We start from the raw sequence: 21894 nt of genomic DNA, 5'->3' as shown, positions 1-21894 counted from the left end.
TCAGTGAGTGGGGTAGCACTGGTCGATTCGGTGGGGGTCATGGAGTGCCGTCATCAGAGCGGCGATGGTGAGGATCAGCGCCAGTTGCACCGATAGCTGGCATTGCAGCCAGCGGACGCGCTTGGCGTCGCCGCGTTCGCTCGCGAAGAGGAGCTTCAGGGCCATCACCGCGCTGATCACGGCGACACAGGCCAGGGCCACCCCGCCGATGACCAGTGTTGGGTCGAAGTTCTGCGGTTCGGTCTGATCCGACTGACCTGGACTGAAGCAGCCGGACGAGAAGATCAGGATGAACCACCCTGGGACGGCCAGGCCGGCGGTGAGGCTGGTGACCTCGACCAGCAGTGTCCATAGTGCGATCCGCCATCGCGGATTTCCCAGTAGCTCTTCCTGCACTTCGCTCCCCCAACTCCCCAAGGCGCATTCGATCACCTGGGGGCCAACGGTGCCAGAGAATTTGAACGGGTTCAACTCTCGGGTCTGTCCAGCGAGCGGTGGGACTTCTGTTAGCGGCGGTTGGTGGTGAGGCGGCCGTCGAAGGCGATGTCGAAGGCGTTGAGGGCTGCCTTCCAGCGGATCACCCAGCGGCGTTGGCCGGTACCGGTGGGGTCCAGGCTCATGACGGCCAGGTAGACGCACTTGAGCGCGGCGGCGTCCGTGGGGAAGTGTCCGCGGGCGCGGACGGCCTTGCGGATGCGGGCGTTGACGCTCTCGATCGCGTTCGTGGTGCAGACGATCTTGCGGATCTCGACGTCGAACTGGAGGAAGGGCACGAACTCGGCCCAGGCCCGGTTCCACAGGCCGATGATCGCCGGGTACTTCCTGCCCCAGTCCCGCTCGAACTCCAGGAACCGTTCCATCGCGGCCTCCTCGGTCGCGGCGGTGTAGATCGGCTTGAGTGCCTTGGCAATCTTGTCCCAGTCCTGGCGGGCGGCGTACTTGAAGCTGTTCCGCAGCAGGTGGACGACGCACGTCTGCACGATCGTGTCCGGCCACACGGCGTTGACGGCGTCGGGCAGGCCGGTCAGGCCGTCGCAGACCAGCATGAGGACGTCGCGCACGCCCCGGTTCTTGATCTCGGTCAGGACCTGCATCCAGTGCTTGGCTCCCTCGCCGCCGTCGCCGGCCCACAAGCCCAGGATGTCGCGGTTGCCCTCGGTGGTGACGGCGATGGCCATGTAGATCGGCCGGTTGGCGACGTGGCCGTCCCGAATCTTGACGTGGATGCAGTCGATGAAGACGACCGGGTACACGCCTTGAGTTCTATCGGTGATTGCGAACGTTCGACAGGAGAACGATTCGATGCCCCGATACGCGCCGAACAAGGTAGAGACCGCCGTCAAGAGGAGGTACTTCGAACTGCTGCGCCTGGGGTACAAGGGTGCAGCCGCCGCTCGAGAGGTAGGGGTGTCCACGAGCTGCGGGTCCCTGTGGTTCATAGATGCTGGCAGCATGATCGTCGATGACCCTGCCCCGATATCCCCGCGATTCCTGACCCAGGACGACCGCATCGCCATCGCCGACGGGCTCCACGCCGACCGCGGAGTCAAGCAGATCGCCGCCGAGATCGGCAAGAGCTTCCAGAGCATCTACCGCGAGATCCAGCGCAACAGCAAGCCAGACGGCCGCTACCAGCCCTGGTGGGCGCACAACCAGGCGCTGCTGAACCGTCGACGCCCGAAGGCCGAGAAGATCCGGGCCGGCGAGGACCTGCGAGACATCGTGCGCGAGAAGCTGACCGGGAAATGGTCACCACAGCAGACCTCCCGGTTCCTGGCGCGCACCTACCCCGAACAGCCGGCGATGCAGGCCTGCCCCGAGACGATCTACCGGGCCCTGTACGCCGGGCTGCTCGGCTTCAAGGAGGGCAAGCTCCGAACCGGCCGCAAGAAGCGCAAGGCCCACAGGCGCGGGGTTCCAATACCCAACAAAATCAAGAATATGACCCTGGTCCATCAACGGCCGCTCGAAGTCAACGACCGTACGGTTCCGGGACATTGGGAAGGCGACCTGATCATCGGATGCCATCAGGGCTCCGCCATCGGCACCCTGGTCGAATGGACCACCCGCTACGTCAGACTCATCCACCTGCCCGACGGCTGGAAAGCCCCACAGGTCCGCAACGCCCTGATCGCCCAGACCGCTTCCATCCCGCAGCAACTGCGCAAGACCCTCACCTGGGACCAGGGCCGCGAGATGTCACTGCACGAGGACACCTCCGCCCTGACCGGGTTCCGGATCTACTTCTGCGACCCCCACTCGCCCTGGCAACGCGGCACCAATGAGAACACCAACGGATTGCTCCGCCAGTACTTCCCCAAGGGCACCGACCTGTCCGTTCACAGTGCCCACGACCTGCGAGCGGTAGCCGACGAACTCAACCGCCGCCCCCGCCTCGTCCTCGGCGACAAGACCCCCATCGAGGCCATGAGAGGATTCCTCACACGGCCCATGACCAGCTAATTCGCAACGACTGATGGAAACCGCCCGCTGTCCAGCGGACGGTTCTGCCATTCCACCATCCCCGCGAGCACGCTGTCGGTGATCGTGGAGATCGTCTGCTTCGACACGCTCGCGCCGTAGACCTCGGCCAGGTGCGCGGAGATCTCCCCGTGCGTCAGGCCCTTCGCCGACAGTGAAGCACCATCTCGTCGATCCCGCCCAGCCGCCGCTGACGCTTCTTGACCAGCTGCGGCTCGAAGCTGCCGGCCCGGTCCCGGGGAACTTGGATCTCGACCGGCCCGATCTCGGTCTGCACCGTCTTGGCCCGGTGCCCGTTGCGGTGGTTCTCCCGCGGACCCTCCTCGACGCGCTCGTGCATCCCCGCGCCCAGGTGGTCGGTCATCTCACCCTCGAGCGCGGACTCCAGGATCCGCCGGGTCAGCTCCTGCAGCAGCCCGCCCTCCCCAGTCAGCTGCAGACCACGCTGCCGGGCCTGGGCCACCAGCCCGTCCAGCGCCCCCAGCTCGAGTCCCTCCAGCACCTGCGGCATCTCGGAGCCCCCCTCAGCATCCAGAACCTGATTAGTCATCAACTACACTCCCTGTCTCGGGAGTCCCACCGTTGAGCGTACAGACCCCACGTCACCAGTTCCAACTACCGTGTCACGGCACAGCCGCCCGTGCGGCGATGTCACATCCTGCGGCGGTGTCCTGTCCAACGGTTGGCTGTGAGCGCACCGCGCCGTGCGGCCGCAGCCACCGGGGAAGCCGACACCGAAGGGGAACGATCATGAAGGCCGTCATCGTGTGCACGTCCGTGTCCCACGGCAACACGAAGCGGATCGCCGACGTCATGGGCCAGGTCCTGTCGGCCCCGGTCGTCGAGCCCGAGCAGCTGGACCCGGCCGAACTCGCCGACTGCGACCTGGTGGGATTCGGCTCGGGGATCTTCTCGGGCAAGTTCCACCCGCGGCTGCTCCGCTTCGTCGAGTCGCTGCCCGAGGGGGAGCGGCGAAGGGCGTTCGTCCTGGCCACCAGCGGGCTGCCGGAACTGCCGTTCCGGCCCTTCACCCGTCCCCTCGCCCGGCTCCTCGAACAGAAGGGCTTCGAGGTGGGCGACGCCTTCTCGTGCCGGGCGTTCGACACCTGGCTGCCCTTCAAGCTGGTCGGCGGCCTCAACAGGGCGCGGCCCGGCGCCGGCGACCTGGCGGCCGCGCGCGCGTTCGCCGAACGGCTGCAGGCTCAGCTCGGCGCGCTGTCCTGAGCATCGATCCGCACCTGTTGCGGAGCGCTCCGGGGGAAGGTCCAGACGCGGCCCGAGGTGCTGGTGGCGGTCACCGTGGCTCCGTCCAGGGCGACTTCGGCGAAGGGATTGGACGAGCAGGAGACCGCGAGCCACTCCAGGGTCTGCTGGTCGTCGTCCCGGGTCAGGGCGACCCAGCCGATGCTGCCGTGGTCCGACGACTCGCCGGCGAGGGCACGGCTTCCGGCGCAGGTGGATGAGGCGAACGTCGTGTCGACGTCCATCCAGTCAGTGGGAGTCCACGCGGTGGCCCGGAGGACCTCCCACCACTGCCAGTGCTCGGCCCGCGGGTCATGGAGCCGATCCGCGGGGGAGAAGCGGATGAGCTTCATCACCGACAGGGATCCGTCGGAGAACAGGACGAAGTCCCCGTAGGGCGCCTCCCGGGCACGCCAACGGGCTTGGACCAGGTCGGCACCGGGCGCCGCAGCGGGAGAGTTCACGCCCGCCATGATGACAGGGGCAGGGCGCGGCCCGGGTCCGGACGTGACGGTGACCGTCGGCCCGTCGAAAAGCAGCGGCGTCGGACCTCTTTCCATGTGACATGTCACATGGATACAGTCTGTTTGAATCTGGGCGAGCCTGACCGCTCGATTCGCAAGAATCAACATATGCAAACCTCTATGCCCCTGCCGTCCACGACACCGGAGCAGCCATGAGACGCACCGCCTGCGATGCCCCTCGCCGTGCCCGACGAAGAACGTTTCTGCCGCGTATCGTGCTGGTTCTCTCCCTCGCCGTCCCCGCGCTCGGCGTGACCCTCGGCTCCGCCGCTCCCGCCCAGGCGCTGGACAACGGCGTCGCCCGCACCCCGCCCATGGGCTGGGACGACTGGAACACCTTCGGGTGCAATGTCACCGAGCAACTCGTCGAGCAGACCGCCGACTTCATCGCCTCCTCCGGGCTCGAACAGGCCGGCTACGACTACGTCGACATCGACGACTGCTGGATGGCGAGTGCGCGGGACGCCAACGGCAACCTGGTGGCGAACCCGCAGAAGTTCCCCGACGGCATGGCCGCCGTCGCCGCCTACGTCCACAGCAAGGGCCTCAAGCTCGGCCTGTACGAGAGCCCGACCCTGCACACCTGCCAGGGCTTCCCCGGGAGCCTGGACCACGAGCAGCAGGACGCGGCCCTGTTCGCCTCCTGGGGCGTGGACCTGCTCAAGTACGACAACTGCGAGGCCAGCGACCCCTCCCAGCGGGTCGGCGACGAGAAGCTGCCGCTGGAGACCCGCGACGGCTGGATGCGCGACGCCCTCGCCGCCACCGGCCGCCCGATCGTGCTGAGCCTGTCGCTCCAGCCCCAGGCGCAGGGGGAGACCCCGTGGGTGTGGGGCAGCAGCGTCGCCAACATGTGGCGGATCGACGGCGACCGGGACGCCTCGTTCGCGGGCCTGCTGCGGCTGGTCCACGACGACCTCTCGCTGTCCCAGTACGCCGGCCCGGGCGGCTGGAACGACATCGACATGCTGGCCACCGGGAACGACATCGACACCGCGCCCGGCGCGAGCCTCAGCTACGACCAGGAGAAGTCGGAACTCTCCGTCGCCGCGATCCTCGCCGCTCCGCTGATCTCCGGCGCCGACTTCCGCTCGGCCGGCGAGAGCGCGGGCACCGCGGGCGACCCCATCAGCGCCCAGGCGTTGAGCGTCTACCTCAACAAGGGCGTCATCGCCGTCGACCAGGACAGCCTGGGCGAGCAGGGCACCGAGGTCTCCGACGACAACGGCCTGGACGTGCTGCGGCGGACCCTCGCCAACGGCGACGTGGCGGTCGCCCTGTTCAACGAGACCGGCACCCCCGCCACGATCAGCACCACGGCGGCCGCCGTGGGCCTGCCCCCGGCCCCCGGCTACACGCTCGACGACCTGTGGGCGAACACCACCTCGACCAGTCAGGACGGCAGCATCAGCGCCACCGTCCCGGCCGGCGGCACGGTGATGTACCGGGTCACCCCGCAGCCGCTCACCATCAGCCCGGCCACGGAACTGGTCTCCGCCTCGTCCGGGCGCTGCCTGGACGCCTACGACAACCAGACCGCCCCCGGCACGAAGATCGAGATCTGGGACTGCAACGGCGGCTACAACCAGCAGTGGTCCGCGACCTCGGCCGGTGACCTGCGCGCCTACCAGGGCGCCGACTGCCTCGGCACGGCGGGCGGCAGCCTCGCCTGGGGCACGGCGGTGCAGCTCCAGCCCTGCGACGGGAGCGCGAGCCAGAAGTGGTCGCTGAACTCCTCCGGCTACCTCACCAACGCGACCCAGTCGGGGCTCTGTCTGGATGTCACCGGGGGCAACCTGCCGTCCGGGAACGTCGACGGCACCCAGGTCGAGGTCTACGGCTGCAACGGCGGAGCCAACCAGCAGTGGACCCGGCAGTAGCGACACCCCGCGCCGGGGCGGCCCGCTCCGGCCCGGATCCCACCACCCTAGGAGAAGGCATGCGCAAGACCTGGGCCACGTTACTCGCGGCCGCACTCACCATGGCGCCGGTGGCCGTCGTCACGGTCACCGCCGCGACACCGGCCGCAGCGCTCGACAACGGACTCGCCCTCACTCCGCCCATGGGCTGGAACGACTGGAACGCCTTCGGCTGCAACGTGAGCGCGAAGCTCGTCGAGGCGACCGCCGACAAGATCGTCAGCAGCGGTCTCAAGGCCGACGGCTACGAGTACGTCAACATCGACGACTGCTGGATGAGCCCGAACCGCGACGCGGCCGGCAACCTGGTGCCCGACCCGACCAAGTTCCCCGACGGCATCAAGGGCGTCGCCGACTACGTCCACAAGCTCGGCCTCAAGCTGGGGATCTACGAGTCGGCCGGCACCTACACCTGCGCCGGCTACCCCGGCAGCCTCGGCCACGAGCAGCAGGACGCCGACAGCTTCGCGTCCTGGGGCGTCGACTACCTCAAGTACGACAACTGCAACAACCAGGGCATCCCCGCGCAGACCAGGTACACGGCCATGCGCGACGCCCTGGCCGCCACCGGCCGCCCGATCGTCTTCAGCCTCTGCGACTGGGGCGACGAGAACGTGGCGAGCTGGGGCGGCTCGGTCGGCAACCTGTGGCGGACGACCGGGGACATCAACGCCTCCTACGGCTCGATGCTCTCCAACTTCCACACCAATGTCGCGCTCGCGGCCGGAGCCCACCCCGGTGCCTGGAACGACCCCGACATGCTTGAGGTCGGCAACGGGATGACCCCGACCGAGGACCAGTCCGAGTTCTCGCTGTGGGCCGAGATGGCCGCACCGTTGATCTCCGGCACCGACCTGACCACCGCCTCGCCCGCCACCCTGGCGATCTACGGCAACAAGGAGGTCATCGCCGTCGACCAGGACAGCCTCGGCAAGCAGGGCGTGGAGATCTCCTCCGCCAACGGCCTCGACGTGCTGGCCAAGCCCCTGTCCGACGGCAGCGTGGCGGTCGCGCTGTTCAACGAGAACGACACCCCCGCGACCATCTCCACCACCGCCGCCGCGGCCGGGCTGCCCAGCGCCAAGGACTACACCGTCCGCGACCTGTGGGCGCACACCACCACCGAGACCCGCGGCACGGTCAGCGCCTTCGTCCCGGCCCACGGCACCGTCCTGTACCGGGTCGCGGCCGCCTCCCGGCCCGGCCAGTACGCGCCGAGCAGCACCCTGGCCAACGCCGTGCCGCAGCAGGCCGTCGCGGGGCAGCCCAGCACGGTGACGACCACTTTCACCAACAACGGGACCGCGGTCACCAATGTCCGGCTCGGACTGAAGGCGCCGACCGGATGGAACGTCAAGCCGCTGACCAAGACGGCCTTCGGACGGGTCGCCACCGGTCACGAGGCCATCGCCGCGTTCCGGGTCACACCCCCGGCGACACTGCCCGCACCCATCGCCGACTACACCCTGGACGCCACGGCGGCGATGGGCTGGAGCGGCGGCACCGAGGAGGTCACCACGCCCGGTACGGTCACCATTCCGTCGCCCGTGCAGGCGCCCTGGAAGACCTTCACCGACAACACCGCCACCTTCGGGCAGCAGGGCGGCAACCTGGCCGTCCAGGGCGCCGGCGCCGACCTGTACGGGAGCACCGACGAGTACAGCACCGTCTACCAGCAGGGCGCCGAGCACGACGGCTCGACCACCGTGGTCGAGGTCACCGGACAGTCCGACACCAGCGTCTGGGCCAAGGCGGGGATCATGGTCCGTGACGACATCACCCAACCCGGTGTGTCCCCCGGCTACGTGATCCTGGCCGAGGCGCCCGGCGAGGGCTACGTGGTGCAGTGGGACAGCACCGGCAGCGGGCAGCTCGACAGCAACAGCGCCCCGTCGAACAGCGGCAGCGGCACTGCGGCCTACCCCACCTGGCTCAAGCTGGTCCGCTCCGGCGACACCTACACCGGCTACTACTCCACCGACGACAGCACCTGGACGCTGGTCGGCACGGCGACCGCGCCCGGCGCGACCGCCACCCAGGACGTGGGAGTGTTCACCTGCTCCCACAGCGCGGGCACCATCGGCGAGGCCGACTTCTCCGGCTTCAGCCAGAGCTGACCCGCCGGGCGGGGAGATCTGAGGGGGTCTCCCCGCCCACCCGGCCCACCCCGGGAAGCCGCGCGCGGCTCCACGGCCCCTGGACTGTCGCGGGCGCGGGCGCTGCGGGCATACTGGGCGTAATGACAAATATGCGAATGGCCAAGCGTTACTTGCCGTCCAGCCCCTTCAAGGCCGCGGCTGAGCCCCCGGACAGGTTCTTCGCGGTGGGCAGCCGAGTCACCCACGACGTCTACGGCCTGGGCCGGGTCACCGAGGTCGAGGCCGGCGTCGCGGTCGTGGTCGACTTCGGCGCGCTCCTCAAGCGCATCACCAGCCCGTACTCCCAGTTGACCGGTCTTTAGCGACTGTCCGGGTCCGGCCGGGGCTCCGGTGGGCGTAGCGCTTCGCGCGAGGCCCCGAGTCGCCCCGGCCGGGTCCGGTCGGTCGTGCTCCGCCGATTCTGCCGAGCCGGGCCCACAGCCCCCGCTCCGCCTGCTACAGTGAGTCTTGTTGCAGTTGTGGTTCCCATGAACTTATGTGTGCGCCTGCTGGTTGTAGCCGACAGGCGCATTTCTGTTTTCCCGGACACGTTCCGGGCTGGTCATCATCACGGCAGTGCGGAGCACGCGGCATGCGCGCTCCGGTACACGCCCCATCAAGGAGATACATATATGGCTACTGGCACCGTGAAGTGGTTCAACGCGGAAAAGGGCTTCGGTTTCATCGAGCAGGACGGTGGCGGCGCCGACGTCTTCGCCCACTACTCGAACATCAACGCCCAGGGCTTCCGCGAGCTGCTTGAGGGCCAGAAGGTCGAGTTCGACGTCACGCAGGGCCAGAAGGGCCCGCAGGCCGAGAACATCCGTCCGATCTGACGTCTGACCGCAGCGCTGGTTGCTGCGAAGCACCTGCCCGCGCCATCCGAACGGTGGCGCGGGCAGGTGGCACCACCTCCCTGAGGTTCTCTCCGGCCCGCTTTTCGGGCTCCCTGGCTCCGCCACCGGCGACCCTTCCTCGCGAGACGCTCAGCGCCGCGTTCGGGTATCGCCCCCTGCCGTGACTCTCCGGATTCTCATCCCGCGAGCACGGTTCGAGGTTTCTGCCGCCCCGTTTCCTTCGGGTGCGCGCCGACCGCAGGTGACGTGCCGCACGGTTCCACCGTCCACGCCCCGCATTCATTCTTCTGGCTCGTTCGTGTGAGCTCCCCCGCTCGGTTGCGGCCTGGAGCCTTCCTCGACACGTGCCCCCTGAGGAAGGTCCTCCAGTGATCCGTTCCAGCCGCTCGTCCGACCGCAGCTCCAGTCCCCACGCCCGCTCGGCCTCGCGCGCCGAAGGCTCCGGCTCCTCCTACGGACGCCGCTCCGGCGGAGGCCAGCGTTCCTCGGCTCCCAGGGGCCGTCAGAACTCCTCCGTCCAGGGCGAGTTCGCGCTTCCCGTCAGCACCACGCCCGCGCTCGCGGCGGTCGAGTCGTTCAGCGACCTGGACATGCCCCGCGCCCTGCTCGACACGCTGGCCCGGCACGGCGTCACCGCGCCGTTCCCGATCCAGGCGGCGACGCTGCCCAACTCGCTGGCCGGCCGCGACGTCCTCGGGCGCGGCCGTACCGGCTCCGGCAAGACCATCGCCTTCGGCCTGGCCGTGCTGGCCCGCACCGCCGGGCGCCGGGCCGAGCCCCGCCAGCCGCTGGCCCTGGTACTGGTCCCCACCCGGGAACTCGCCCAGCAGGTCACCGAGGCGCTGACGCCCTATGCCCACGCGGTCCGGCTGCGGCTGGCGACCGTGGTCGGCGGGATGTCCATCGGTCGGCAGGCCCAGGCGCTCCAGCGCGGGGCCGAGCTGGTCGTCGCCACCCCCGGCCGGCTCAAGGACCTCATCGAGCGCGGCGACTGCCGGCTGGACCAGGTCACCATGAGCGTCCTGGACGAGGCCGACCAGATGGCCGACATGGGCTTCCTGCCCCAGGTCACCGAACTCCTGGAGCAGGTCGCCCCCGGCGGCCAGACCATGCTCTTCTCGGCCACGCTGGACCGCAATGTCGACCGGCTGGTCCGCCGCTTCCTGAACGACCCGGTCACCCACTCGGTCGACCCCTCCACCGCGACCGTCAGCACCATGGAGCACCACCTGCTCCACGTCCAGAACAGCGACAAGAACGCGACCGTGGCCCACATCGCCTCCCGGTCCGGGAGCGTCATCATGTTCACCGACACCCGCCACGGCGCCGACCGGCTGGTGGCGGACCTGCTGGCCAGCGGAGTCAAGGCGGCGGCGCTGCACGGCGGCAAGTCCCAGCCCCAGCGCACCCGCACCCTGGACCAGTTCCGCAACGGCCAGGTCACCGCGCTGGTCGCCACCAACGTCGCCGCCCGCGGCATCCACGTGGACAACCTCGACCTGGTGGTCAACATCGACCCGCCGACCGACCACAAGGACTACCTGCACCGCGGCGGCCGCACCGCCCGCGCCGGCGAGTCCGGCACCGTGGTCACCCTGGTCCTGCCCAACCAGCGCCGGGAGATGACCCGGATGATGCAGACCGCCGGCATCACCCCGCGCACCAGCCAGGTCCACTCCAGCGACGCCGAACTCGCCTCCATCACCGGCGCCCGGGTTCCCACCGGCGTGCCGGTCGTGGTCAGCAACCCGGTGGTCGAGCGGCCCCGCCGCAGCGGCTCCTCCGGCCGCGACCAGCGCTACCGCTCGGCGGCCTCCGGTTCCCGCAGTGCGCAGGGCGCCCCCGGCGCCCGCAGCCGCGCGCCCCGGCGTGCCGCCGTCACCGCGTAGTTCCAGCCCCGGCCCTCGTCGGCCGGGTACACGGAGGGCCCTCGACTCAGGTCGAGGGCCCTCCGTGCGTGCCGCTGCCCGGGCGCAATCCCGCCGGGGTGGAGGATGATGCGGCAGGGACGGCAGGCGGCAGTCCTCCGCAGCGCGGTCCCTGCGGCGGCTCGGATCTAGCTATGTCACATGTGAAATGGTACTTTCCTCTCGGCCTGACGGCGACAAGGGGAGGTATGCGGTGGAGCAACAGGGCGGCGTGCACGGAGCCGGGAGCCACGATCGTGCGACGCCGGACGCGTTGGCCGCGTCGTTCCAGCAGGGCTGGGCGGAGACCGGCCGCGAACTGCCCTTGCTCCCCGGGGCGGTGTACGCGGCCAAGCGGCGGGCGGCGGTGTCGGAGCGGTTCCCCGGTGAGCGGATCGTCATTCCGTCGGGGGGCGTCAAGGTCCGGAGCAATGACTTCGACCATCCGTTCCGGCCGCACTCCGCCTTCCTCCATCTGACCGCCGAACAGGGGGCGTCGGCCGTCCCCGACAGCGTCCTGGTCTTCGAGCCCACCGGGACCGGGCACTCGGTCACCGTGTTCACCCGCCCGCGCTCGCCGCGCGACGGCGGACCGAACAGCTCCGAGTTCTACCGCAGTCGACAGCACGGCGAGTTCTGGATCGGGCGGCGCCGGACCCTCGCGGAGACCGCCGACGCCTTCGGCATCGCGGCCGACACCCGCGACGCCCTGGCCGGGGCCCTGAGCGGCACCGTCCCGACCAGGGTGCTGCGCGGCGAGGACGCCCTGGTCGACGCGCTGGTGCCGCCGGCCCACCGGGCCGAGGCCGAACTGCGGACCTTCCTCTCGGAGTTGCGGCTGGTCAAGGACGAGTGGGAGATCGGGCAGCTGCGCTCGGCCGTGCGGACCACGGTCGCCGGCTTCCACGACGTGGCCGGCGAGCTGCGCCGCGCCACCGGCCTGGCCCGGGGCGAGCGTTGGATCGAGGGCACCTTCAACCGGCGGGCCCGGCTGGAGGGCTACGGGCTGGGCTTCGAGACCATCGCCGGGGCCGGCGCGCACGCCTGCACCCTGCACTGGATGCGCAACGACGGCCCGGTGCGGGAGGGGGAGCTGCTGCTGCTGGACGCCGGGGCCGAGGCCGACTCCTGCTACACCGGCGACGTCACCCGGACCCTGCCGATCGACGGACACTTCACCGATGTGCAGCGCCGGGTCTACGACCTGGTCTTCGCCGCCCAGTCGGCGGGCATCGCGGCGCTGCGACCGGGCGCGCGCTTCGGCGACTTCCACGACGCCGCGATGCGGGTCGTCGCCGAGGGCCTGGACGCTTGGGGCCTGCGCCCCGGCGGCCCGGCGGCGGCCCCCGACTCCGCCCTGTACGGCCGGTACACCGTCTGCGGCTCGGGCCACATGCTCGGCCTGGACTGCCACGACTGCGCGAGCGCCCGCCGCGAGGCCTACCTGGACGGCGTGCTGGAGGCCGGCCACGTCCTCACCGTCGAGCCGGGCCTGTACTTCCAGCCCGACGATCTGACGATCCCGGAGGAGCTGCGCGGTATCGGCGTCCGGATCGAGGACGACTTCCTGATCACCGGCGACGGCGCCGTCTGCCTCTCGTCGGAGCTGCCGCGCCAGGCCGACGAGGTCGAGACCTGGATGGCGTCGCTGCGCTGACCGCGGCACCGGGCCGCCCTTGATCGCTCATGCCGATCGAGGGCGGCTTCCTGCTGCCCGGGCGTGCTCGTGGCGAGTCCCGGAGAGCCCTGGCCAACCCATATGCTGTGTGACATAGTACTGATGTGGTCGGTGGAGGCAGGTCGGCGTCGCGGTCCCGGGGCGCCGCCGCCCGCTCGGCCACCCTGCACAGCGCCACGGTCCGCGACCGTCGGCGGTGCTGCCCACCGCCACCGGCCGGTACCTGTGCGATCCCATCGACCCGTTCCCCGAAGGGTTCCTCCTGTGAGCACCAGCAGCACGGCCGACCTGCCGACCGACCCGACGGCCGCACTCGCCAGCCGCAACCCCGCCGACCCGGAAGACGTCGTCACCCTGGTCGAACCGGTCGGCGCGGCGGCCGTCGCCCGGGCCGCCGAGCGTGCCCGGGCCGCCCAGCCCGGCTGGCTGCGGGTCGGCGCGGCGTTCCGCTCCGGCGCGCTCGACTCCGCCGCCTCGGCGCTCGCCGCCGACGCCGAGGGCTTCGCCGCGCTGATCGTCCGCGAGGTCGGCAAGCCGGCGGCCGAGGCGCGCGGCGAGGTCGCCAGGGCGGTGGCGATCCTCCGCTACTACGCGCAGGCGCCCTACCTGCCGGTCGGCGAGATCCACGACCCGTCCGCCGGCGACGGCCTCCTCTACACCCGGCGCCACCCGCACGGGGTGGCCGGACTGATCACCCCCTGGAACTTCCCGCTGGCCATCCCGCTGTGGAAGGCCGCACCGGCCCTGGCCACCGGCAACTGCGTGCTGCTCAAGCCCGCCCCGGAGGCCACGGCCTGCGCGGCCAGGCTGGCCGGACTGCTCGCTGAGGCACTGCCGGCCGACGTCTTCTCCCTGCTGCCCGGCGGCGCGCACGAGGGCGCGGCCCTGATCGACGTCAGCGACGTCGTCTCCTTCACCGGTTCCACCGCCGTCGGCCGCAGCGTGGTCCGCGCCGCGACCGGGCGGGGCATCCCGGTGCAGGCCGAACTCGGTGGCCAGAACGCCGCGCTGGTCCTTCCCGACGCCGACATCGAGTCGGTGGCCGGCCATGTCGCCGCCGCCGTGGCCGGCTACGCGGGGCAGAAGTGCACCGCCACCAGCAGGGTCATCGCGGTCGGCAGCGCCGCCGAGCCGCTGCGGGAGGCCCTGGCCGCCGCGCTGCGGGACTTCCCCGTCGGCGACCCGGGCGATCCCGGCACCGCCTGCGGGCCGCTGATCGGACCCGCCGCGCTGGACCGGGTCACCCGGCTGCAGCAGGGCGTGGCCGCCGCCGGCGGCAGAGTGCTGGCCGGCGGCGACCGGCTCGACCGGCCCGGCTGGTACAGCGCCCCGACCCTGGTGGAGGGCGTACCCGACGACCACCCCCTGGCCGTCGAGGAGGTGTTCGCACCGATCGCCCTGCTGCGGACCGCCGCCACCGTCGAGGAGGCCGTCGCCCTGGCCGACGGCGTCCGGCACGGGCTGGTGGCCTCGGTCCACACCCGTGACCTCGACACCGCGCTGGCCCTCGCCGGACAGCTGCACGTCGGGATGCTCAAGGTCAACGCCCCCACCACCGGCGTGGACTTCCACCTCCCCTTCGGCGGCAGCAAGGCGTCCGGCCTGGGGCCGCGCGAACAGGGCCGGGCCGCGCTGGAGTTCTACACCGAGAGCCGCACCGTCAGCCTGCTCCCCGGAGGCCGACGATGACCGACCGCCCGGCGGCGCCGGCCGCCCCCCGTCCGACCGCCCTCAGGCCTGGGCGAGCAGCGCGGGCAGCGCCTCCGCCAGCCGCCGGTACTCCTCGGGGCGGTTGTACAGCTGGGCGCTGATCCGCAGCACCAGCCGGCCCTGCCACTCGCTCACCGCGGTCTCGGCGCCCGCCCGGTCGGCGAGCAGCATCTGCACCCGGTCCGGGCCGGCCAGCCGTTCGGGCAGCGGCAGTGCCGCCATCGACATCCCGGCCTCCTGCGGGTACTCCGCGCGGCCCAGGCCCAGGGCGTCCGCCAGCACCGAACGGCCGTAGCCGGCCAGCGCGTTGTTGCGCGCCATGATCCGCCGCTGCCCGCCGAGCCGCTCGAACAGGGCGAGGGCGGCGGGCAGCGAGAGGATCGCGCTGCTGTCGACCGTGCCGGGCAGGCTGAAGCTGTGCGGGTAGCCCTCGTCCTCGCGCCAGGAGACCACCGGGGCGGGCAGCCGGGACCGGTGCTGCGGCGCCGCCCACAGGGCCGCCGCACCGCGCGGCGCGCACACCCACTTGTGGAAGTTGCCGACCCAGAAGTCCGGACGCAGCACGCCCAGGTCGACCGGGAGCATGCCGGGGGAGTGGGCCCCGTCGACGAGCACCGCCACACCCCGCGCCTGCAGCGCCGGGACCAGCCGGGCGACCGGGAGCAGCCGTGCCGTCGGCGAGGTCGCGTGGTCCAGGACGGCGAGCCTGGTCCGCGCCCCCACCGCGCCCAGGACCGCCGCGCGGATCTGCTCCTCGGTGCAGACGAGCGGGAACGCGGCGGTGACCAGCCGGGCACCGGCCCGGGCGCAGGCGCGTCGCGCGGCGGCGGTCACCGCGCCGTAGCCGTGGTCGGTCACCAGCACCTCGTCGCCCGCCCGCAGCGGGAAGGCGGCGAGCACGGCGCCCGCGCCGGCCGTGGCATTGGGCACCAGGGCGATGCCGTCCGGGTCGGCGCCGAGGAAGTCCGCGGCCCGCAGCCGGGCCTCCGCCACCGCCGGCTGCCACTCACGGCGGAAGAAGCGGACCGGATTGGCGTCCATCCGGGCCCGCCAGCGGTCCTGCTCCTGCTGGACCGGGCGCGGCACCGCCCCGTAGGAGCCGTGGTTGAGGTGCGCGACGCCGGGGTCGAGCGGCCACAGCGCCCGGACCTCGTCCGGGTCGTGCTCCCGGTCCCAGCGCAGGACCTCGTCCGGCACCGCGGTCCGGCCCCCCGCGCGGGACCAGGCCCACGCCCGGCCGCCGCCGCTCATCCGGCGACCGGCCCGGGGAAGTGGCACGCCGTCAGATGGGAGCGGTCGCCGTCGGACCGGTTCTCCAGCGCCGGCTCCCGCTCGGCGCAGAGCTCCCGCGCCCGGGGGCAGCGGGTGCGGAACCGGCAGCCCGAGGGCGGGTCGACCGGGCTCGGCAGGTCGCCGGTGAGCCGGATCCGGGCCGCCGAGGCCGCGGCCCGCGCGGCGGGCCGGGGATCGGGTTCCGGCACCGCGGACAGCAGCGCCTGGGTGTAGGGGTGCTGCGGCGACCGGTACAGCTCGTCCCGAGGTGCGCTCTCCACCACCTTGCCGAGGTACATCACGACCACCCGCTGCGAGAAGTGCCGCACCACCGCCAGGTCGTGGGCGATGAAGACGAAGGCGATGCCCAGGTCGCGGCGGAGCTGCTGGAGCAGGTTGACCACCTGCGCCTGGATCGACACGTCCAGCGCGGACACCGGCTCGTCGGCCACGATCACCCGCGGCTCCAGCGCCAGCGACCGGGCGATGCCGATCCGCTGCCGCTGGCCCCCGGAGAACTCGTGCGGGAACCGGTTGATGTGCTCCGGGTTGAGGCCGACCGTCTCCAGCAGCTCCTGGACCCGCGCCTTCCGGCCGCCCGGCGGGTCGATCCGGTGCACCTCCAGCGGGGTCGCGATGATGCCGCCCACCGTCTGCCGGGGGTTGAGCGAGGCATAGGGGTCCTGGAAGACCATCTGGATCTGGGCCCGGATCGGCGCCAGCTCCCGCCGGGAGGCGTGGGTGATGTCCTGGCCCCGGTAGCGCAGCACGCCCGAGGTCGGCTCGTACAACCGGGTGAGCAGCCGGCCCGCGGTCGACTTGCCGCACCCGGACTCGCCGACCACGCCCAGGCTCTCCCCGGCGCGCACCACCAGGTCGATGCCGTCGACGGCGCGGAGCACCGGCCGGGCGGACCGCCGGGACGGCAGCAGGCCGGCCGTCGGGACCGCGAAGTGCTTGGTCAGGCCGACCGCTTCGAGCAGCGGCACGGACGAGTCGGCAGCGGCAGTGGCGGCTGCGGCCGGCGCCTTGGCGAACTCGGTCATCGGGAGGTCTCCTCGGTCCGGCGGAGGGTGGCGCGCTGCTCCCGGTCGAGGTGGCAGGCGGCCAGGTGCGGGGCGGTGCCGCTGAGGACGGGGCGCTCCGTGGAGCAGTGCCCTGCCGGAAGCAGCGAGCTGGCCCCGCAGCGGGGGTGGAAGGCGCAGCCGGCGGGGATCGCCAGCAGGCTCGGCGGATTGCCCGGCACCGGCCGCAGCGGCAGGTCGACGTCCCCGCCCAGCAGCGGCGCCGAGGCCAGCAGCCCGGCGGTGTAGGGGTGCTGAGGGGTGATCAGCACGTCCTCCACCGGGCCCTGCTCGACATTGCGCCCCGCGTACATCACCAGGACGTCGTGCGCGATGCCCGCGATCACCCCCAGGTCGTGGGTGATCAGGACGATCGAGGTCCGGAAGGTCTCCTGGAGCCCGGCCAGCAGGTCCAGGATCTGCGACTGGACGGTGACGTCCAGCGCGGTCGTGGGCTCGTCCGCGATCAGCAGGTCCGGGTCGCAGACCAGGGCCATGGCGATCATCACCCGCTGGCGCATGCCGCCGGAGAACTGGTGCGGGTAGTCCTTGACCCGGGTCCGGGGCGAGGGGATGCCCACCACGCCGAGCATCTCCACCGCCCGCTCGGCGGCGGCCCGGCGGGTGCAGCGGGTGTGCCTGCGGTAGGTCTCCGCGATCTGGTCGCCGACGGTGTGGTACGGCGAGAGGGCGGTCAGCGCGTCCTGGAAGACCATGGCCATCCGGCTGCCGCGCAGCGAGCGGAGCCGCGGCTCGCCCGCGCCGACCAGCTCGGCGCCGTCCAGCCGGATGCTCCCGGTGACGGTGGTGCGGTCGCGGTTGTGCAGGCCCAGCACGGCCAGGCTGGTGACGGACTTCCCGGAGCCGGACTCGCCGACGATGCCGAGCGTCCGTCCGCGCTCCACGGAGAAGGAGAGCCGGTCCACGGCCTGGACCTGGCCGCTCTCGGTCGCGAAGCGCACCGAGAGGTCCCGCACGCTCAGGAACGGCTCGGCGGCCGCCCGTTCGGGCTCCTCGCTCATGACGCACGCACCCGGGGGTCGATCAGGGCGTAGCAGGCGTCCACCGCGACATTGGCCACGACCATGGCCGTGGACGCGACCAGCACCGTCCCCATCAGCATGGGCAGGTCGGAGTCGGCCACGGAGTCGACGGCGAGCTTGCCGATGCCGGGGATGTTGAAGGTCGTCTCGGTGATCACGGCGCCGCCCAGGAACAGGCCCAGGTCGATCCCGAACATGGTGATCACCGGGGTCATCGCCCCCCGCCAGGCGTGCTTGACGTAGACGCCCCAGGGGGTCAGCCCCTTGGCGCGGGCCGCGCGCACGTACTCCTCGTCCAGCGCCTCCAGCATCGAGGAGCGGGTGAACCGGGCGTAGGTGGCGACATTGACCACGGCCAGGGTGATCCAGGGCAGCAGCATCCCGCCGGCCCAGCCGGTCAGCGAGCTGCCGGGCGAGGTGTAGCCGGGCAGCGGCAGCCAGGCGAGCTGGTCGACGAAGATGTAGCGGACGACGATGCCGAAGAAGTAGATCTGCACGGAGGCGCCCACCAGGGCGAGCCCCATGGACGCCTTGTCGAGCGCCCGGCCGCGCCGCAGCGCGGCGATCATGCCGAGCCCGACACCGCAGCTGAGCACCAGCGCCCCCGCGCCGAGCGCCAGCGACAGGGTCGCCGGGAAGCGGTTGAGCAGCGTCTGCAGCACGGGCTGCTCGTTGACGAAGGAGTAGCCGAGGCAGGGCGCGGAGCAGTCGGCCGCGCCGTAGTGGCGCCCGACGAAGATCCCTTCGAGGAAGTGCCCGTACTGCACCCACAGCGGGGCGTCGATCCCCATGGTGTGTCGGATGGTGGCGAGCAGCTGCGGGGTGCACTGCTTGCCGCAGGCCAGCAGCGCCGGATCGGACGGCATGGCGAAGAAGAGGACGTAGGTGACGGCGCTGATCACCAGCAGGATCAGCGCCGCCCCCGCGGCCCGGCGGATCAGGAAGCGCAGCACGTGTGCTCCATGGCGGGAGGTGGCGGGTGGGCGAGGGGGCTTCGAGGGGCGGTGCTCACTTCACGTAGACGTCCAGCGGGTAGACGGTGCCGATGAAGCCCAGGTGCACGCCGCCCAGGTCCGGCCCGTACATCGAGACCTGGCGCAGGTCGACCCAGGGGATGATCGGCACCTGGCCCATGATCGTCTTGTCCAGCGCGGCCCAGTCCTCGTCCTGCTGGGCGAGGTCCGTCTCGGCGCCGATCCGGTCGATCTCGGCGTTCACCGACGGGTTGTCGAAGAGCATGGTGTCGGAGCCGTCCGGGGCGATCTGCCGGCCGTCGAAGAGCGGGGGGATCACGGTGTCCGCGCTGGGCCAGTCCGGGCCCCAACCGGCCCAGTAGAGGTCGAACTTGTTGTTCACGTCGCCGATCTCGTCGTAGTAGTCCTTGCTGTCCACCTCCTGGGTCACCACCTTGAAACCGGCCTTGTCCAGCGCGGTGGCGACGGCCACGGCCGCCGCCTCCCACTGGGTGGTGCCCTGGTAGGCGAAGACGATGGTGGGGTGCGGGTCGCTGCTGGCGGCCAGCAGCTTCTGGGCCGCCACCGGGTCGCCGGTGACCGGGGCGTGGTAGAGGTCGTAGGCCTGGTAGCCGTTGGTCACCGGGGAGAGGATGGTATTGGTGTAGTCGCCGTAGAGCGGGCCGCCGAAGACCAGCCGGACCTGCTGCCGGGGGAAGGCCATCAGCAGGGCCTCGCGGATCTTCGGGTCGGTGATCCGCCGGTTGTTGATGTCGAAGTAGGTGGAGAACGGCGACACCTGGTCCACCGTCCTGGCCAGCAGCGACGGGGTGCTCAGCACCTGCTTGGCGACATCGCTGGTGACCAGGGTGTTGAAGGTCATCGCGGTGCGGTCGGCGCCGTTGGCGGCGATCAGCCGCTGGTCGATGTCCAGCGGCTGCCCGCCGAACTCGAACTTCCACTCGTCGGGGTAGGCGTGCCGGACCGGGTCGGTCGCCTGGCTCCAGCCGGCGCTGCGGACCAGCACCATCGACTTGTCGGCCTGGTGGCTCTGGACCATGTAGGGGCCGGAGGAGAAGGGGGCGAGGTCGAAGGCGCTCTTGGTGTCGTGCGCCCGGGGCACCGGGCTGTAGGCCTGCATCGCCACCGCGTAGGGGAAGTCCGCGTGCGGGCCGGCGAGGTGGAACACGATGGTGTGCGCGTCGGGGGTCTGGATGGCCGGGAGGTCCTGGCCGTTCCAGGGCCCGGGGTAGGCGGCGGAGTAGTCCGACTTGCCGGTGAGCCAGGTCTGCAGGTAGGTGGGTCCGCCGCTGAGCGCGGACTCGAAGGTCCGCTCCACGCCGTACTTGACGTCCTGGGCGGTGATCGGCGAGCCGTCCTGGTACTTGATCCCCTGCTTGAGGGTGAAGGTCCAGGTCCGGTCGCCGTCGCTGGGCGTGCCGGTGTCGGTGGCCAGGTCGCCGACCAGCCGGGTGACCCCGTCGACGTACTGGTAGCTGGTCAGCTGGCGGGTGAGCAGCAGGTCGGCGGTCTGGTTGGCGGAGCTGTAGACCCGGGCCGGGTCCAGGTGGCTGAAGTCGTTCTGCTGCAGCACGGTGACGGTGCCGCCGGTCTTCGCCCCGGGGACGGCCGGATCGGGGGCGTCCGACTCGGCCGCGGTGCCCAGGGCGACGGCCTGCTTGGCCGCCGGGCCCGAGGGAGTGACGGCGGCGGCGCTGCCGCTGGAGCCGTGGCAGCCCGAGACGGTGACCAGGGCCCCGGCCGCGACGGCGGCGGCGAGGAGGTTGACGGTACGTCTGTTCAGGGGCATGGCAGTTTCCTTGGCTGGGATCGGGTGTGCACTTCGGGTCGGGACGGGAGCAAGCCGGGCTTCAGCGGCTGGACTTGGGATCGAGCGCGTCCCGCACGGCGTCGCCGAGCAGGTTGAAGGCCAGGACGAAGATCAGCATGGCGAGGCCGGGGAAGAGCATGTAGCTGAAGTCCGCGTTGTAGACCTCGGCGCCGCGCTGGATCATGCGGCCCCAGTCGGGGGTGGGTTCGACCATGCCCGCCCCCAGGAAGGAGAGGGCGGCCTCGGTGGTCACGTAGTTCGGCACCGCCAACGAGACCGAGATCAGGATCGGCGTCCACAGGTTGGGCAGCAGCTCGCGCAGGATGATCCGGCGCGCGGGCACACCGATCACCTGGGCGGACTGGACGAACTCCCGCTCGCGCAGCGACAGCACCTGGCCGCGCAGCAGCCGGGCGGTGGAGGCCCAGCCGAAGGCGGAGAGCACCAGGATCACCGTGGTCGCCCGCATCCAGGTCGGCACGGCCTCGGTCGGGCTGACGAAGGCCGACTGCGCGACCGGGATGAACGCGACGAAGAAGAGGGTCGCCGGGAAGCAGAGGATCACGTCGATCACCCGGCTCGCCGAGTAGTCGATCCAACGGCCCGCATAGCCGGCCGCGACCCCGACCAGGGTGCCGATCACCGTGATGATCAGGACGATGGCCAGCGAGATCAGCAGCGAGGTGCGGATGCCGTAGATGAGCTGGGTGAAGACGTCTCGGCCCAGTCCCGGCTCGATGCCCAGCCAGAAGTGGCTGCTCATCCCGCCCATCGAGCCGACGGGGTAGCCGAACTGGTCGAGCAGCGCGGGCTGGTTCTGGCCGTAGGTGGTGTAGGGGTTCTTGCCGTAGAGCCAGGAGATCACCGGCGCGCCCAGGCCGACCACGAAGAACAGGGCCACCACCAGGCCGGCGGCGACGCCGGTGCGGTCCCGGCGGAAGCGGCGCCAGGCGAGCGCGGCGGGCGAACGGCCTTCGAAGGCGGTGGCCGTCGCGGCGCTCGCGGACGGCGGGGGGTCGGTGAGGAGTGCGGTCATGAGTGCTCCCCGGGGCTGGTGACGTGGACGGCACGCATCATCAGTGCCAGTGCAATGTCACGTTGCTCTATTGTCTTGTGAGCGACTGTGTCGCCATTGGTAGCCCTAGTCAAGCGTTAAGTATCAAATATGACAGTGCAATTGCATAACTCTCGGGCCTGCGACGCCTCGTAGCCACTCATCCCGCCGCTTCCGCACAAGAAGCCACATGGCCGATCGGGTGTCGCGTGATGGTGCAG

17 protein-coding genes and 2 pseudogenes are annotated in these 21894 nt (G+C 71.2%); 9 read left to right on the top strand and 10 right to left on the bottom strand.

Annotated elements, in window-relative coordinates; all coding sequences use genetic code 11:
* Window positions 1–471, bottom strand: a complete 471-nt coding sequence (locus BS75_RS01190; protein ID WP_152645953.1) for a hypothetical protein — start codon at window positions 469–471, stop codon at window positions 1–3.
* Between the two features lie 35 nt (window positions 472–506).
* Window positions 507–1253: pseudogene (locus tag BS75_RS01185) on the bottom strand (IS256 family transposase); the annotation flags it as partial.
* A 49-nt stretch (window positions 1254–1302) separates the two neighbouring features.
* Here BS75_RS01185 and BS75_RS01180 point away from each other — a divergent pair.
* Entirely contained in the window at window positions 1303–2463 is a 1161-nt protein-coding gene (locus BS75_RS01180) for an IS30 family transposase (protein ID WP_034086844.1), read from the top strand.
* A gap of 29 nt (window positions 2464–2492) precedes the next feature.
* On the opposite strand, the pseudogene BS75_RS43100 reads toward BS75_RS01180, so the two are convergent.
* Window positions 2493–2992 (bottom strand): annotated as a pseudogene (locus BS75_RS43100) (transposase); the annotation flags it as partial.
* A gap of 239 nt (window positions 2993–3231) precedes the next feature.
* Here BS75_RS43100 and BS75_RS01170 point away from each other — a divergent pair.
* Window positions 3232–3705 (top strand): flavodoxin family protein, encoded by a 474-nt coding sequence (locus tag BS75_RS01170; protein WP_034086843.1) that lies wholly within the window; start codon window positions 3232–3234, stop codon window positions 3703–3705.
* Here BS75_RS01170 and BS75_RS01165 read toward each other — a convergent pair.
* Window positions 3684–4187 carry a hypothetical protein gene (locus tag BS75_RS01165; RefSeq protein WP_034092175.1) on the bottom strand — a complete coding sequence of 168 codons (504 nt, stop codon included), beginning with the start codon at window positions 4185–4187 and terminating at the stop codon, window positions 3684–3686. The genes BS75_RS01170 and BS75_RS01165 overlap by 22 nt on opposite strands.
* Window positions 4188–4462: 275 nt before the next feature.
* Between BS75_RS01165 and BS75_RS01160 the strand changes: the two genes are divergently transcribed.
* The 7 genes from BS75_RS01160 (at window position 4463) to BS75_RS01130 (ending at window position 14435) form a co-directional block, all read left to right on the top strand.
* Window positions 4463–6127, top strand: a complete 1665-nt coding sequence (locus tag BS75_RS01160) for a glycoside hydrolase family 27 protein (RefSeq protein WP_231607643.1) — start codon at window positions 4463–4465, stop codon at window positions 6125–6127.
* 59 nt (window positions 6128–6186) lie between these two features.
* Window positions 6187–8283, top strand: a complete 2097-nt coding sequence (locus BS75_RS45820; protein WP_081982029.1) for an NEW3 domain-containing protein — start codon at window positions 6187–6189, stop codon at window positions 8281–8283.
* Between the two features lie 122 nt (window positions 8284–8405).
* Window positions 8406–8627, top strand: coding sequence for a hypothetical protein (locus tag BS75_RS01150; RefSeq protein ID WP_034086842.1), 222 nt, complete (start codon window positions 8406–8408; stop codon window positions 8625–8627).
* Between the two features lie 309 nt (window positions 8628–8936).
* Window positions 8937–9140, top strand: coding sequence for a cold-shock protein (locus tag BS75_RS01145; RefSeq protein WP_034086841.1), 204 nt, complete (start codon window positions 8937–8939; stop codon window positions 9138–9140).
* Window positions 9141–9529: 389 nt separating this feature from the next.
* Complete coding sequence (locus BS75_RS01140; protein ID WP_034086840.1) at window positions 9530–11050, top strand: DEAD/DEAH box helicase; 1521 nt, start codon at window positions 9530–9532, stop codon at window positions 11048–11050.
* A gap of 232 nt (window positions 11051–11282) precedes the next feature.
* On the top strand, window positions 11283–12725 hold the full coding sequence (locus BS75_RS01135) for an aminopeptidase P family protein (protein ID WP_034086839.1): 1443 nt from the start codon (window positions 11283–11285) through the stop codon (window positions 12723–12725).
* Between the two features lie 285 nt (window positions 12726–13010).
* A complete protein-coding gene (locus BS75_RS01130; protein WP_331281391.1) occupies window positions 13011–14435 on the top strand; it encodes an aldehyde dehydrogenase family protein in 1425 nt (474 codons plus the stop codon).
* A 42-nt stretch (window positions 14436–14477) separates the two neighbouring features.
* On the opposite strand, the gene BS75_RS01125 is transcribed toward BS75_RS01130, so the two are convergent.
* From BS75_RS01125 to BS75_RS01100, 6 genes are all read right to left on the bottom strand, one after another.
* On the bottom strand, window positions 14478–15734 hold the full coding sequence (locus tag BS75_RS01125) for an aminotransferase class V-fold PLP-dependent enzyme (RefSeq protein WP_152645954.1): 1257 nt from the start codon (window positions 15732–15734) through the stop codon (window positions 14478–14480).
* Window positions 15704–16774, bottom strand: a complete 1071-nt coding sequence (locus BS75_RS01120; RefSeq protein ID WP_042438627.1) for an ABC transporter ATP-binding protein — start codon at window positions 16772–16774, stop codon at window positions 15704–15706. Before BS75_RS01120 ends, BS75_RS01125 begins: the two co-directional genes overlap by 31 nt.
* Entirely contained in the window at window positions 16771–17814 is a 1044-nt protein-coding gene (locus BS75_RS01115; RefSeq protein WP_034086838.1) for an ABC transporter ATP-binding protein, read from the bottom strand. The genes BS75_RS01120 and BS75_RS01115 overlap by 4 nt, the downstream gene beginning before the upstream one ends.
* Window positions 17811–18788: an ABC transporter permease gene (locus BS75_RS01110; protein ID WP_034086837.1), complete on the bottom strand. Its 978-nt coding sequence runs from the start codon at window positions 18786–18788 to the stop codon at window positions 17811–17813. Before BS75_RS01110 ends, BS75_RS01115 begins: the two co-directional genes overlap by 4 nt.
* Before the next feature lie 55 nt (window positions 18789–18843).
* On the bottom strand, window positions 18844–20598 hold the full coding sequence (locus BS75_RS01105; protein ID WP_034086836.1) for an ABC transporter substrate-binding protein: 1755 nt from the start codon (window positions 20596–20598) through the stop codon (window positions 18844–18846).
* 61 nt (window positions 20599–20659) lie between these two features.
* Window positions 20660–21655, bottom strand: coding sequence for an ABC transporter permease (locus BS75_RS01100; RefSeq protein WP_034086835.1), 996 nt, complete (start codon window positions 21653–21655; stop codon window positions 20660–20662).
* Window positions 21656–21894: the final 239 nt, after the last annotated feature.

Source organism: Streptacidiphilus albus JL83, assembly GCF_000744705.1.
Lineage (GTDB): Bacteria > Actinomycetota > Actinomycetes > Streptomycetales > Streptomycetaceae > Streptacidiphilus > Streptacidiphilus albus.
The sequence above is the reverse complement of the archived record's forward strand: the minus strand, read 5'-3'. Positions and strand labels throughout refer to the sequence as shown.